The 13,328-nt window shown below is 50.8% G+C and carries 15 protein-coding genes; all 15 read right to left on the reverse strand.

Annotated elements, in window-relative coordinates; genetic code table 11:
• Nucleotides 1–61: 61 nt before the first annotated feature.
• The 15 genes from B5F29_RS12280 to B5F29_RS16475 all read right to left on the reverse strand — a co-directional run bounded on the left by B5F29_RS12280 (nucleotide 62) and on the right by B5F29_RS16475 (nucleotide 13,160).
• Entirely contained in the window at nucleotides 62–913 is an 852-nt protein-coding gene (locus B5F29_RS12280) for a PTS system mannose/fructose/sorbose family transporter subunit IID (protein WP_087154918.1), read from the reverse strand.
• Complete coding sequence (locus B5F29_RS12285; protein WP_242955659.1) at nucleotides 910–1,662, reverse strand: PTS mannose/fructose/sorbose/N-acetylgalactosamine transporter subunit IIC; 753 nt, start codon at nucleotides 1,660–1,662, stop codon at nucleotides 910–912. Before B5F29_RS12285 ends, B5F29_RS12280 begins: the two co-directional genes overlap by 4 nt.
• Nucleotides 1,663–1,684: 22 nt before the next feature.
• Nucleotides 1,685–2,167: a PTS system mannose/fructose/N-acetylgalactosamine-transporter subunit IIB gene (locus B5F29_RS12290; protein ID WP_087154919.1), complete on the reverse strand. Its 483-nt coding sequence runs from the start codon at nucleotides 2,165–2,167 to the stop codon at nucleotides 1,685–1,687.
• Nucleotides 2,168–2,417: 250 nt separating this feature from the next.
• On the reverse strand, nucleotides 2,418–3,056 hold the full coding sequence (locus B5F29_RS12295; RefSeq protein ID WP_162608424.1) for a ketohydroxyglutarate aldolase: 639 nt from the start codon (nucleotides 3,054–3,056) through the stop codon (nucleotides 2,418–2,420).
• 128 nt (nucleotides 3,057–3,184) lie between these two features.
• The gene (locus tag B5F29_RS12300) at nucleotides 3,185–3,895 is read right to left on the reverse strand and encodes an ABC transporter ATP-binding protein (RefSeq protein ID WP_087154920.1); all 711 of its coding nucleotides are present in this window, start codon (nucleotides 3,893–3,895) and stop codon (nucleotides 3,185–3,187) included.
• 13 nt (nucleotides 3,896–3,908) lie between these two features.
• Nucleotides 3,909–4,673: an ABC transporter ATP-binding protein gene (locus tag B5F29_RS12305; RefSeq protein ID WP_087154921.1), complete on the reverse strand. Its 765-nt coding sequence runs from the start codon at nucleotides 4,671–4,673 to the stop codon at nucleotides 3,909–3,911.
• A 1-nt stretch (nucleotide 4,674) separates the two neighbouring features.
• Nucleotides 4,675–5,739: a branched-chain amino acid ABC transporter permease gene (locus tag B5F29_RS12310; RefSeq protein WP_191429824.1), complete on the reverse strand. Its 1,065-nt coding sequence runs from the start codon at nucleotides 5,737–5,739 to the stop codon at nucleotides 4,675–4,677.
• A 15-nt stretch (nucleotides 5,740–5,754) separates the two neighbouring features.
• Nucleotides 5,755–6,636: a branched-chain amino acid ABC transporter permease gene (locus B5F29_RS12315; protein WP_087154923.1), complete on the reverse strand. Its 882-nt coding sequence runs from the start codon at nucleotides 6,634–6,636 to the stop codon at nucleotides 5,755–5,757.
• 175 nt (nucleotides 6,637–6,811) lie between these two features.
• Entirely contained in the window at nucleotides 6,812–8,026 is a 1,215-nt protein-coding gene (locus tag B5F29_RS12320; RefSeq protein ID WP_087154924.1) for an ABC transporter substrate-binding protein, read from the reverse strand.
• A gap of 113 nt (nucleotides 8,027–8,139) precedes the next feature.
• Nucleotides 8,140–9,342, reverse strand: a complete 1,203-nt coding sequence (locus B5F29_RS12325) for a C40 family peptidase (RefSeq protein WP_087154925.1) — start codon at nucleotides 9,340–9,342, stop codon at nucleotides 8,140–8,142.
• 87 nt (nucleotides 9,343–9,429) lie between these two features.
• Complete coding sequence (locus B5F29_RS12330) at nucleotides 9,430–10,722, reverse strand: ABC transporter permease (RefSeq protein WP_087154926.1); 1,293 nt, start codon at nucleotides 10,720–10,722, stop codon at nucleotides 9,430–9,432.
• Nucleotides 10,710–11,423 carry an ABC transporter ATP-binding protein gene (locus B5F29_RS12335; protein WP_087154927.1) on the reverse strand — a complete coding sequence of 238 codons (714 nt, stop codon included), beginning with the start codon at nucleotides 11,421–11,423 and terminating at the stop codon, nucleotides 10,710–10,712. The genes B5F29_RS12330 and B5F29_RS12335 overlap by 13 nt, the downstream gene beginning before the upstream one ends.
• Before the next feature lie 9 nt (nucleotides 11,424–11,432).
• On the reverse strand, nucleotides 11,433–12,194 hold the full coding sequence (locus B5F29_RS12340) for an efflux RND transporter periplasmic adaptor subunit (protein ID WP_242955661.1): 762 nt from the start codon (nucleotides 12,192–12,194) through the stop codon (nucleotides 11,433–11,435).
• Nucleotides 12,080–12,355, reverse strand: a complete 276-nt coding sequence (locus tag B5F29_RS16470; protein ID WP_162608425.1) for a biotin/lipoyl-binding protein — start codon at nucleotides 12,353–12,355, stop codon at nucleotides 12,080–12,082. The genes B5F29_RS12340 and B5F29_RS16470 overlap by 115 nt, the downstream gene beginning before the upstream one ends.
• Nucleotides 12,356–12,362: 7 nt before the next feature.
• A complete protein-coding gene (locus B5F29_RS16475; RefSeq protein WP_087154930.1) occupies nucleotides 12,363–13,160 on the reverse strand; it encodes a hypothetical protein in 798 nt (265 codons plus the stop codon).
• Nucleotides 13,161–13,328: the final 168 nt, after the last annotated feature.

Below are 13,328 nucleotides of genomic sequence, written 5' to 3' on the forward strand. Positions count from 1 at the left end.
CCTCCTATATTCAGCGGGGCAAACCCGCTTTTGCAGGTTTGCCCCCACGCAGTCATTTCAATTAGATAATTCCGAAGAATGTCAGTACAATCGCAATCACCATGGTATAAACCATAAGTCTTAAATACTTCGGCCCGCGCTTGGTTATGTACAGGTACATTCCCATAACCACGCAGAACGGCAGGAGGTTTGGAATGATGCCGTTCAATGTATCCTGAAGGGCTACCGTCGTGTCATTGTTCACATAGGTCAGCGCTGTGGTCACTTTTACATATGATGCCGACAGACAGCCGATCATGAACAGGCCTACAATACTTGCAATGTCAATTACCTTCTTGATCATACCGGAATGCAGGATCTCCAGCACCGCTTTTCTACCAAGAGAATAACCTTTCTGGAACAGGAACCAGGACCAGCCGTAGGACCATGCCAGATAGATCAGTCCCGGCATGAACGCCGCCCACACGCTTCCGTTCAGAGCCATCGGCACAAAGATTGCCAGCGGGATCGTAGCCACGATACCCTGGTCCACGCTGTCGCCGATACCTGCCAGCGGTCCCATAAGGCCAAGTTTCAGGGACTGGATCACCTCCGGAGATACTTCTTCGCCTGCGGCGCGCTGCTCCTCCAGGGAGATCGTAATGCCATGAATGATGCTGCCCCAGTCACAGTTCGTATTGAACATGGAGTGATGGCGTCTCATGGCATTTTTCAGTTCTTCCGGGTCATCTTTATAGAGTTTTCTCAGGATCTTGTTCATGGAATAACCAAAAGCAAGAGCCTGCATTCTGTCGAAACTTACCGGCACCTCAACGGCGGTACACCATTTAAACCATGCTTTCAGCAGATCCAGTTTTGTAATCACGGATTTCTTTTCTTCTGCCGCTGCCTGCGTCGTCGTTACTTCGCTCATGCTTCCACCTCCTCATCAGTCTGCACAAAGAGTGATGCGATCATTGCCAGGCACAGTGCCAGTACGGCGCCGGTCAGCATTGAGAATCCCAAAATGGAATACAGGAAGAATCCAAGCACGAAGAACGGCAGATACTTCTGTTTTCCCATTACCACGATCGTCAGTGCAAAACCTAATGCCGGAAGCATGTTTCCTGCATTTGCAAGACCATCCATCGCCCACTGCGGCACTGCGTTGATGAACGCCTGCACCACGTTGTTTCCCAGCCAGGTAGCAATGAACACCGGAGTGAAGTAAAGGACTCCGTTGGTCAGCCACGGAAGGATGAAACACATCTTGGATACTTTGTCGTACTCGCCTCTTTCGATGAACTGATCCGCTTTCGTGTTATAGAAAGAGTTGATCGTACGTCTCACGTTGTTAATCAGAACGCCCAGTGCGCCGAAAGGCACTGCCAGCGCCACGGCTGCTCCGGCGTCCAGGTTGCCCATGATGGCTGCCGGCACCGCGATACAGGTTGCCAGGCCCTGGTCGCTCGGGATGTTTCCGCCTGCCTCAATACCGCCCATCCACATGAGCTGGATCGTTGCTCCGTAGAGCAGGCCGGCCTGTACATCTCCAAATACCAGACCGATGAACACACCAAGCACAACTGGTTTACGGAATGCAAACGAAAAATAATACTGCGCCCGCCCCATGGAGATCCAGTAGAGCAAGCCTACCAATGCGGCTTTTACTATCATGTCCATTTTCTTTTGTCCCCCTCTGTCATTAAAGTTTTGCTACAGCCTGCTGCAGCGTAATAGACGGATAATCCGGAGTGGTCTGGAAATAAATCTTAACGCCTTCTTTTTCCAGATCAAGCAGCATATCCGCGTCCGCACGGTCAAGCGTAATCGCATTATTCACTGCCTTTCTGCCCGGACCTCCTCCAAGTCCGCCGATCTGCACCTCTTCAAGTTTCAGCCCTGCTTTGCATGCATCGCTCAGCTCTTTCACGCTCTTGAACAGCATCAGTACACGATTCGCGTCAAATGCGCCTTCCTGCTGCTGTTTCACTGCTGTGTCGATGTCAAGGATCTTGATTTTCACTCCCTTGGGAGCTGCCATCTTGAACACGTCCTGCATGAACTCGTCCTTGCTGAGAGCAGTGTCAACTGTTACGATTTCGTTGATCTGGCACTGTGTCAGCCATCTGGTGATCACCTGGCCGTGGATCAGACGAAAATCCACTCGAGTTAAAACAATACTCATATCTCATTCCTCCTTTTATTGATATCTTATCAAAAGAGGCTTTCCTTTCCTATGTTCGTCTGACCCAAAAAAACAGACCATTTTTATGTTTTTGTACAAATCATTTAACAGTTTTTTCAGAATAAGTTTCCAATTAGGTATTTTTTATTCATATTCTGGATCGCCAAATATTTAAACCGTCATTTTGTTTTATAAAATGCATAAAAAAAGCGGGCGGATTGTAATATCCGCCCACGCGCTGTCATCTGTTTTATTTATTTCTGAATGCTGCGATAATATCGTGGATTTTCTTCGCATTGGCCGCGATATCTTCAGAGGTTCCCTTGGTCAGAAGGCCGCCGAATCCGCATACGTCCGCGCCGCTCTCCAGCCAGGTCTCCAGGTTCTCCAGATTGATTCCGCCGCTGGCCATAATCGGCATGGTCGGGATCGGAGTCTTGAAGACTTTTGCCAGCTTCGGACCATAAAAATCAGAAATCGGAAATGCTTTAATAAAAGCCGCTCCCATGCTCAGCGCGTTCACTGCTTCCGTTACGCTGGTGCATCCCGGAGCATAAGGAATCTGATAGCGGTTGCATACCTTTGCAACGCCTTCATCATAGTTCGGAGCGATGACAAACTGAGCGCCGCAGAGAACCGCATGTCTCGCCGTCTCGGCATCCAGTACCGTACCTGCTCCCACGATCAGATCATCCCCGTATTTTTCTCTCAGGCCTTTAATAACCTCACCCGCATTGTTCAGCGTAAAGCTCATCTCCATTACAGGCACGCCGCCCTTGATGCAGCCTTCTGCGATCTCGCTGGCTCTCTCCAGAGTCTCGGCTCTTACTACCGCGAGGGCTCCTGCTTCATACATCCTTCTCGTGATTTCCATTTTCTGCATTTTCATTCTTACCACCTCAATACTATACTGATTTGTTACATCTAACGGTTACATTCTTATTTTACCGTAAATATCCCACATGGCAATTGTTCATTCTCACATAATTCGGCCCCTGTTTTTGTACACTTTTCGCTTTATTCACCCAGATATGCCGATTGCACAGACTTATTATTCAAAAGCTCCTGCGCTTTTCCTTCCAGGACGATACGCCCTGTCTCCAGCACATACCCTCTGTCCGCGATAGAAAGCGCCTTCTTCGCATTCTGCTCCACTAACAGTACCGTTGTTCCGCCGGCGCTGACCTCCTTGATAATATCAAAGATCTCATTCACCAGAATCGGCGAAAGACCCATGGACGGCTCGTCCATCAGGATAATGCGGGGATTGGACATCAACGCGCGTCCCATAGCCAGCATCTGCTGCTCTCCGCCTGACAGGGTACCTGCCGGCTGATTCTTTCTTTCTTCCAGTCTCGGGAATCTTTTGTAAACCTTCCGGAGACTTTCTTCAATCTCTTCCTTGTCATTTCTCGTATACGCGCCTAACCGCAGATTCTGAAGCACGCTCAAAGAGGCAAAAACTCTTCGCCCCTCAGGCACATGCGCCATTCCCATAGAAACAATTTTATGAGCCGGCGTTTTCGTAATATCCTGCCCCTCAAAAATCACGCTGCCGCTCTTTGGCGCAATCAGTCCGGAAACAGTATGGAGCGTCGTTGTTTTTCCTGCTCCGTTAGCGCCGATCAGCGCGATGACCTCTCCTTCGTTGACCTCGAAAGAGATTCCTTTTAAAGCCTGAATCACGCCATAATAGACACTCAGGTCTTTGATCTCAAGCATAGCCATCTTCGCGTTCCTCCTATTCTCCCAGATATGCGGTGATCACCTTCGGATCCTTCAGGACCTCTTCCGTGTCTCCGTTGGCGAGCACCTGACCGAAATTCAGTACAGTCAGTCTCTCGCAGATGCCAGATACCAGCTTCATATCATGTTCGATCAGAAGAATCGTCATATTAAATTTATCCCGTACAAAACGGATCGTATTCATCAGACTCTGTGTCTCGTTAGGATTCATGCCCGCGGCCGGCTCGTCCAGCAGCAAAAGCTTCGGGTTTGTCGCCATAGCTCTGGCAATCTCCAACTCCCGCTGCTTGCCGTAAGGCAGATTGGACGCTTTATAACCGGCCTCTTTATCCAGTCCGAAAACTTCCAGGAGCTCCATGGCGCGCTCGTCCATCTCCTTCTCCAGCCGATAGAAGCGCGGCAGCCGCAGTATTCCTGTCAAAGCCGAATAAGTAAATTCTTTCTGGTTATGAAGCGCTACTTTTACGTTATCCAGCACCGAAAGATCCGAAAAAAGACGGATATTCTGGAAAGTCCTCGCGATTCCTTCTTTATTCAGCTCAATGGTTTTCTTCCCGGTCACGTCTTCTCCGTCCAGAAGGATTTTCCCATCCGTCGGCTTGTAAACTCCGGTCAGCATATTAAATACCGTAGTCTTTCCGGCTCCATTCGGTCCGATTAATCCGTAAAGCTCCCCTTTTTCGATCGAAAGATTAAAATCATCGACTGCGCGGAGCCCTCCGAAAGAGATACCGAGATTTTTTACTTCCAGCATAGGCATATCACTGCACCTCCTTCTCTTTCCTGCGCAGCAGTTTCATCGGAGAATACCTCTCCCTCAGTTCAATCGCTTTCGGACTCCAGGTAAGAATCATAGCCGCGATCAGCACAATCGCGTAGATCAGCATACGGTATTCGTCCAGAGAACGCAGCATCTCCGGAAGCATCGTCAGGATAACAGCGGATATCATGGAGCCGCGAATGCTTCCGATCCCGCCCAGAACGACAAATACCAGAATCGTAATAGACATATTGTAACCAAAATTTTTCGGAAGGGCTGTCAAAGTAGTCAGATTGTGCGCGTACAGCACGCCTGCCGCGCCGGCCATGGCGGCAGAAATACTGAAAGCCATAATCTTATATTTTGTTATATTAATACCGATGGATTCCGCCGCGATCCGGTTGTCGCGGATCGCCATGATCGCGCGGCCGGTCCTGGAATTGATCAGATTCAGCACAATGAAAAGAGTAATCAGCAGCATAATAATACCCAGGGTAAAATTCGAATCGGAAGGCGCCCCGGTAATGCCCTGCGCGCCGTTGATCACAACCATGCCATCCGCTTCCATATTCAGCTCAAGCATACTTTTCATGGAAAAATGGAATCCCTTGCTGTCAAGTCCCAGATAAATCGCGTTCACCAGGTTTTTGATAATCTCACCAAAAGCAAGCGTTACAATCGCCAGATAGTCGCCTCTCAGACGAAGCACCGGAATACCGACCAGAATACCGCAGATGCCGGCACAGATTACTCCTATCAGCACCGCAATAATAAAACGGACTGTAGGAATCGGGATAGCCTGTTCCATGCATTTGGTAAACGTAGCGCTGGCGAAAGCTCCCACGCACATGAAACCTGCGTGCCCCAGACTCAGTTCTCCCAGGATGCCGACCGTCAGATTCAGAGAAACTGCCAGGATCGCATATACACAGAGCGGAACCAGAAGTCCCTCCATCAGGCTGGACATATTTCCGAATCTCATCCAGATTTCACAACCGACATACGCCAGGATTACAATTCCGTAGGTAATCAGGCTGTTCCTGGCTGTTTTCGACATTTTTTTCATCTCTCTCACCTCCGCTTACACTTTTTCCTGAATTTCTTTTCCCATCAGACCGGTCGGACGTACCACCAGCACAATGATCAGAACAGAAAAAACGATTGCGTCTGACAACTGAGAAGAAATGTATGCTCTTGCCAGAATCTCGATAATTCCCAGCAGAATGCCTCCGATAAACGCTCCGGGTATGGAACCGATGCCGCCGAATACGGCTGCCACGAACGCCTTGATACCCGGCATAGAACCGGTATAAGGAGTCAGCGACGGGTAAGCGGAACAAAGCAGCACTCCCGCAATAGCCGCCAGCGCGGAGCCGATCGCAAAGGTCAGTGAAATCGTCCGGTTCACGTTGATTCCCATCAGGCGCGCCGCGCCGTCATCCTCGGATACCGCAAGCATGGCATGTCCTGCCTTGGAATATTTTATAAACGCCATCAAACCAATCATGATCACCACGCATGCCAGAATCGTCACGATTGTCTCTCCGGAAATATTCAGCTGGCCTCCCGCCAGACTCAGCGGTTTGACCTGGACCACGGACGTGAAAGACTTCGTATTGGCTCCAAAAATCAGGAGCGCCATATTCTGCAGGAAATAGCTGACACCGATCGCGGTAATCAGCACAGCCAGTTTGGACGCGTGACGGAGCGGACGATAAGCAATCCCTTCTATCACCACGCCCAGCACGGTACAGACTATTACTGAAAGCAGTATCGATATGGGAATAGGAAGCCCCATATTGTTAATCGCTACAAATGCCACATAGCTTCCAACCATGATTACGTCGCCATGCGCAAAGTTCAGCATCTTCGCAATGCCGTAAACCATTGTATATCCCAATGCAATAATCGCATAAACGCTGCCAAGGCTGATGCCGTTCAACAGATAGGATATAAAGCTCATTTCATTCAACTCCTCTTCTCTTACAGTTTCATTCCGGCTCTTTTGCCCTTATCCGCCAATTATAGCATAGAATAAAAAGCAACACAAGACGACATGTTTTGATTTTCAAAAAAAGAGACGTCCCCCGTATAGGGAACGTCTCTGTTCTAAGAACTGCCTCTATATACAGTATCTATTACATTGCGGTGTAAACGCCGTCCATGATCTGTACTGCTCTCGGCTCTTTGGTCGGCTCGCCGTCTGCAGACCAGGTAATGCCCGCGCCGGTCAGTCCGTCTACCGTGATCTCGGTCATGGCCACTTTCATAGCCTCGCACATATCAGACACGCTCATGTCAGCGGTGATGCCTGCCTGCTCAGCCGCAGCTTTGATAATGTAGATCGCATCATATGCATCCGCTGCAAACTGGTTCGGAGTATCGCCGAACTGTTCCTGATAAGCGGCAACAAAAGTCTGAGTCGCTTCATCATCTGCGTCTGCTGCGAACGGAGTCAGCAGCATAACTCCTTCTGCCAGGGAAGTATCGAAGTTCTCCACTCCAAGGATACCATCCAGACCGTCGCATCCAAAGAAGATCGGATCATAACCCATGCCGTCTGCCTGGGTCAGGATGATAGAAGCTTCTGTGTAGTAAATCGGAAGGAACACCAGCTCTGCGCCTGCTTCCTTTGCCTGCTGCAGCTGTACGGAGAAGTCCGTGTTGCTGTCTGCAGTGAAAGCTCCTTCGGCCACAATCTCAATGCCCTGATTTGCAGCCTCTGCCGCGAAAGTCTGATAAATACCGCTGGAGTATACGCTGGAACTGTCATAGATCACTGCCACTTTCGTAGCCAGATCATGTTCGCCGATATACTGTGCGGAAGCCATACCCTGGTTCGGATCGGAGAAGCATACGCGGAATGCGTTTGCCGGAGCGATACTCTCTACTGCGGATCCGGACGGAGTCAGCATAAACATATTATCTGCCTCAGCCTCAACTGCGACCTGAGTACACGGCGTAGAAGTAACGGTACCCATCAGCATCTGCATACCCCAGTCTTTCAGGGTGTTGTATGCGTTGATAGATCTCTCTGCATCGTTCTCGTCGTCCTCAAACTGGAACTCAATCTGCATGCCATTGATGCCGCCGGCAGCATTAATCTCATCCACAGCCATCTGAGCCGCGTTCATAACAGCGTTTCCGTAAATAGCAGCGCTTCCGGTGGTCGGCCCGATACCGCCGATCTTCAGCGTGCTGCCCTCAGCAGCGGCCGCGTCTCCGCTCTCTGCCGCAGCTGCATCATCCGCCGCATCTGTTGTGCTGTCCGTTGCAGCAGAATCGGAACTGCCGCAGGCAACTGCAGAAAAAGCCAGGACTGCTGTCAGTGCAAGACAAAGTAACTTTTTCATAATGTTGTCCTCCTCTTAAAAATAATAAGATATCCGATGTATAAAATACATCGGATATCATGATAAATCCAGACTTTTGATTTGTCAATATTTTTCGCGGGATTTCCTTGCATTTACCAGTATCTGCGGATGCACCGGATGCTGCGGTAATACATATTGCTCACCTTGATGCCGCTGGACGGCGTGCTGGCGTGCACGATCTGGTTATTGCCTATGTAGATGCCCACATGCCCGTAGTAGCAGACCACGTCTCCCGGCATCTTCTCGGAGTCGCTGACCGCCCTTCCGCCTCCCGCCTGGGCGCCGGAAGTACGGGGCAGGGAAATCCCAAAATGGGAATGCACCGCCATGGTAAACCCGGAGCAGTCCGCGCCGTTGGTCAGGCTGGTGCCCCCATATACGTACGGGTTGCCCACAAACTGCAGCGCGTAGGACGCGATGGATGATCCGGAGCCGCCTCCGCTGGAACTGGAAGAAGAGCTGCTGCCGGAAGAACTGCTCCCCGAGGAAGATCCCCCGGAAGAAGATCCCGAGGAACCGCCGCCGGAAGAACTGCCGCTGCCTTTATTGGCCGCCGCTGCCGCCTTCTTCGCCTCTGCCTGCAGCTTTTTGATCTGATCGTTCTGCTCTTTAATCTTTTTCTGATACTCCTGAGCCTTTGCGCGCGCCGAACTCAGCTGGCTGTCAAAGTCCGCGATCTCGCTGCGCTTCTGGGCAATCATGGTCTCCAGATTCGCTTTGTCCTCTTCCAGCTGGTCTTCCATTTCCAGAAGTTCGGCTTTCTCCTGTTCCAGCTGGTTCTGCAGATCGATTACCGCCTGTTTGGCCGCCTTATATTCTTCCAGAAGACGCCGGTCATACTCCTGCAGTTCCTCCGCATAATCCACTTTATTCATCAGCTCCGCCACGCTGTCTGATGTGAGCAGCATCTCAATGTAGCTTTCCTGCTCCGCTTCATACAGGTACTGGATCCTCAGCTTCATGGACTCGTACTGCTCTTCCTCGGTAGCCTTGGCCTCCTCATAATCTGCCTGCGCCTCCTGGATCTGCACTTCCTTGTCGGCCAGATCGCTCTCCAGCACTTCTATATTCAGCAATGTATCCGTCAGCTCATCGTTCAGACTGCTCACCTCGCTGCTGAGAGAGCTTTTCTGACTCTCCAGACTGCTGATCTGGGACTGGATACTGTTTAACTGTTTTTCGTTCTCCGCTTTCTGGGACTGAATGCTGTTGATCGTGGCCCCCGCAGTCATCGAGATTGTCTCCCACGCCATCAGCACCGCCAGCAGAATGATGCATACTCTTTTCCGTCTCATTGGTAAATCCTCCACTGACAGGATAACATAAGACTTGTGGATTTTCAACCGCCACTTCCCGCATTCTGCACAAAAAACGGAACTTTTTTATTCATATCTGAGCGCTTCAATCGGGTTGAGTTTCGCTGCTTTATTTGCAGGATAGTAACCGAAGAAAACACCGATAAACACAGAAAAACTGACTGACAGCACAATCCCGGCAACAGACGGGCTGACCGCGTATCCCAGCATATTGGTTCCTGCCGCCGCGATAGCGATTCCCAGCACGATTCCAATGGCGCCTCCTACCAGACAGAGCACGATCGCCTCCGTGATGAACTGCAGACGGATCGAGCCGTTTGTCGCGCCCAGCGCCTTCCTGGTACCGATCTCCCTGGTTCTTTCCATAATAGATACCAGCATAATGTTCATAACACCGATTCCGCCTACCAGAAGCGAGATCCCGGCAATCGCCGCAATTGCCAGAGATATCGTGGACAGCATCTCTGTCATGCTTTCCACCACTGATTCCATCGTCATGGTGCTGATCTCATAACTCTCATTATTGCTGTAATATCGGCTGTTCAGGTATTCCTCTATGCTTGTTCCAAGTTCCGACGCGCTCACGCCGTCCGCCGTCAGAACCGTGAACTGACTGTAGCCGGACGTATTATGATTCTGATCTCTGGCCGTCTGCAGCGGCATATACATGGTTGTCTCCGTGTCCTCCGAAGAACTGGAGGAAAAACCCAGACTGGACTCTTCATACTCATATACGCCCACGATGGTATACGCGTAATACCGTTCTTCAAACAATACGTTTACTGTCTGCCCTACCGCCTCTATATTGGATGTTCCCAGCAGATTCTCCACCAGGAGATCCGACACCAGCACAACCTTCCTGCTTTCCTCCTGGTCTCTGTCAGTCAGAGTCCTGCCGGCAAGCAGCGTCAGGTCTTCATTCTCCAGCGCATCCGCATTCAGTCCGGTTGCGCTTACATACGCATAGGCGCTGCCGTCCTGGGCAGTTCCCGATCCAACGCTCTCTGTCAGCGAAAATCCGTCAATTGAATCCGCGTAACGCTCTTCCAGATCCTGAAGCATCTCATCCGTCACGTAATCGTCGTCCGACATCTCAGTTGCCCGGGGGCCCATGGAGAATGTCATACCGCTTTCCGTAGTTTCCTCCGTAGTGCTTTTCTGCTGCAGACCTACCGTAATATTGTTGGCTCCCATGGAAGACATGGAGTCCGTCACTGAACTGCTGATGGAATCACCCAGTGTCATGATGGCGATCACCGACGCGATACCGATAATGATGCCCAGCATCGTCAGCAGCGACCGCATCTTGTTGGCCCTAAGGCCGCTCAGAGCCAGAAGGACATTTTCTAAGAACAGCATCCGCTTCCCCTCCTTTCCCCGATAATTTCTCCGTCTTTCAGCGTCACGATGCGCCCGGTCTCTTCTGCCAGTTCCTGAGAATGAGTAATCAATACGATCGTCTTGCCCTGTTCCCGGTTCAGTCTCTGAAAAATGTCCATGATCATACGTCCGGTTTTGGAATCCAGCGCGCCGGTAGGTTCGTCGGCCAGAATGATGGACGGATCATTTGCCATGGCGCGGGCGATCGCCACGCGCTGCTTCTGTCCTCCGGACAATTCATCCAGATTGTGCGCCATACGGATCTCCATACCCACCATTTCCAAAAGCATTTTTGCCCGTTCTGTCCGTTCTTTTTTTCCGACAGCCGCATAAAGCATGGGCAGTTCCACATTTTTGAGGGCGCTGGTCCGGCTGATCAGATTGTAAGTCTGAAACACAAAACCGATTTTCTGGTTTCGGATGTGAGACAGTTCCTTGTCTTTGGCCTGTGCCACATCCACACCGTCCAGCATATATTCTCCTTCCGTCGCGCGATCCAGCACGCCGATAATATTCATCATTGTAGTCTTTCCGGATCCGGACGAACCGACAATGGAGACAAACTCTCCTTCCTTTACCTTAAGATCAATTCCATGCAGAATCTCCAGTTCGTTGGGGGAGCCGATATAAAATCTCTTAACAATCTTTTTCAGGTCAATAATCGTTTTTCTTTCTTCCATGGCCGCCTCCTAGAAACCGCCGCCCGGGCCGCCTCCACCGGGCATTCCGCCGCCTCCGCCGCCTGTAAACGTAACGGCCGCGCCGGAATCATCTCCGCTGTCTGTCGCTTCACTGTTGACCAGAGGCGTATTGTAATAAACAAACGTGTTTTCATCCAGGCCGTCGCCGGAGACCTCCACATAGTAGTCGCCCTGCATGCCCACTTCCACGCTGACCGCGGTCCTCTCGCCGTCCTGATCTACGTATACCAAGGAATTGCCGTCTTCATCAGTCTCCACGCAATCATACGGCACCGTCAGCACATCGTACGCCGCTTCCAGCACGATACTCGCCTGGGCAGTCATCCCGATGCGGAGATCCGTATTTACATCGTCCAGCGCGATCTCTATGGCGTAAGTGGAGCTGCCCATACTGGACGTTGTCACTGTCGGAGAAACGAAGGATACTGTCGCCGGCAGTTCATCTTCACCCAGCACCTCCACAATGACCGCCGCTTCCATGCCCTCGGAAATACTGCTGATGTCATATTCGTCCACGTTTGCGGACACAACGAAGTTCTCATTATCCGCTACGCTGAACAGCGCGCTGTTCTCTCCCATATACGTATCGCCCACCTCTACGTTCATGGCGGTAATCACGCCGGAGATCGGCGCCGTCACCGTACAGCTTTCGATCTGTTCCTGGCAGATCTCAATGGTCTGCTGGCTGCTGTCATTGGAATACTCATGCTGCACCTGGGCCTGTTCCAGCTGGTCTGCCGCGTCATCGATATTCCGGTCATTGTTTGTCTGCGCGGTCTCCAGGTTTTCCGACGCTGTCTCATAAGTCTCAAGCTCAGCGCCTGGCTGTTCTGCGCCTGTTCCAGGCTGTCTTCCAGACTGGAAGAATCCAGCACAACGATCACATCGCCTGCATTCACATAATCTCCCACATCGTAATTAACCTCCAGAACTTCCACATTGCTGGCACTGGCAACTGTTTCCCTTCGGAATCTGCCGCAGAACCTCCTGATATTCTTGTTCCAGGATCTCCAGATCCGTATCCAGAGATTCCATAATCAGATTCTGCATCTCCAGACTATCCACCCAGTCTTCCAGCACCAGCAAATGCCATGCCATCTTTCTGCACAACTGTTTCAGCTTCTGGGCATCATACATGGTCAGTTCCATCTCCGCAATACCGGTGCGCAGCGCTTCAGGAACGTCGTAAATCATCAGATATTTCAACGCGTCCTGTTTTTCCTTTTTTCCCCACCCTTTTTTCAGAAACTCATAAAACAAAAACGGCAGAAACAGAACCAGCCCCATCTCCCGGAGTTTTTCCGCCGAACAGCCCGCCAATGTAATGGTGCGCACCGACAAACGGACACATTCTTTTCCGGAATACTCCCGGATCTCAGTCTCCCGCTCCTCTATATTTTTTCCGCAGTAAGAAAAACCAGGATCCTTCACCCGGTCTGTCGAATAAACAGGTATTTCCGCTTCATAATGCCGCCCGGCCTGTTCCGACGCACGCACCTGGAAACAACCGTATTCATGGATCAGACGATACTCATACCGATCCGCGCATCCGACCGTCAAACGGACGCAGAGAGGTTCTTCGCTGTCCCAGTTCCGCACCACCTCTGTCTCAGGCTTGTATTCTTTTCCAAACATACGATTAATCATCCGCGTCAGCGCAAAGTCAGACAAACAAAATATTCTTTCCATCATTCCTGCATCTTCTTTCAGATACATGATTTTCCTCCTGTATCCAGACTGCAGCGCTTTTCTGTTTTACACATAACTGGAAATCTTGCCATAGAACCATGGCGTTTGACTTATTTCTTCAGACAAATACAGAATATCCTACATTTCGCGGTTCTGTCAAGCAGGAAATAGAGCTGCCTGATCCGGCCGGCTTTC

The organism is Lachnoclostridium sp. An196 (genome assembly GCF_002160135.1).
GTDB lineage: Bacteria > Bacillota > Clostridia > Lachnospirales > Lachnospiraceae > Hominiventricola > Hominiventricola avistercoris.

Bases quoted from the DNA above. Each gene is read 5' to 3' on its own strand.
- B5F29_RS12280 (WP_087154918.1), bottom strand. From the start codon at position 913: ATGAGCGAAGTAACGACGACGCAGGCAGCGGCAGAAGAAAAGAAATCC.
- B5F29_RS12285 (WP_242955659.1), bottom strand. From the start codon at position 1,662: ATGGACATGATAGTAAAAGCCGCATTGGTAGGCTTGCTCTACTGGATC.
- B5F29_RS12290 (WP_087154919.1), bottom strand. From the start codon at position 2,167: ATGAGTATTGTTTTAACTCGAGTGGATTTTCGTCTGATCCACGGCCAG.
- B5F29_RS12295 (WP_162608424.1), bottom strand. From the start codon at position 3,056: ATGAAAATGCAGAAAATGGAAATCACGAGAAGGATGTATGAAGCAGGA.
- B5F29_RS12300 (WP_087154920.1), bottom strand. From the start codon at position 3,895: ATGGCTATGCTTGAGATCAAAGACCTGAGTGTCTATTATGGCGTGATT.
- B5F29_RS12305 (WP_087154921.1), bottom strand. From the start codon at position 4,673: ATGCCTATGCTGGAAGTAAAAAATCTCGGTATCTCTTTCGGAGGGCTC.
- B5F29_RS12310 (WP_191429824.1), bottom strand. From the start codon at position 5,739: ATGAAAAAAATGTCGAAAACAGCCAGGAACAGCCTGATTACCTACGGA.
- B5F29_RS12315 (WP_087154923.1), bottom strand. From the start codon at position 6,636: ATGAGCTTTATATCCTATCTGTTGAACGGCATCAGCCTTGGCAGCGTT.
- B5F29_RS12320 (WP_087154924.1), bottom strand. From the start codon at position 8,026: ATGAAAAAGTTACTTTGTCTTGCACTGACAGCAGTCCTGGCTTTTTCT.
- B5F29_RS12325 (WP_087154925.1), bottom strand. From the start codon at position 9,342: ATGAGACGGAAAAGAGTATGCATCATTCTGCTGGCGGTGCTGATGGCG.
- B5F29_RS12330 (WP_087154926.1), bottom strand. From the start codon at position 10,722: ATGCTGTTCTTAGAAAATGTCCTTCTGGCTCTGAGCGGCCTTAGGGCC.
- B5F29_RS12335 (WP_087154927.1), bottom strand. From the start codon at position 11,423: ATGGAAGAAAGAAAAACGATTATTGACCTGAAAAAGATTGTTAAGAGA.
- B5F29_RS16475 (WP_087154930.1), bottom strand. From the start codon at position 13,160: ATGTATCTGAAAGAAGATGCAGGAATGATGGAAAGAATATTTTGTTTG.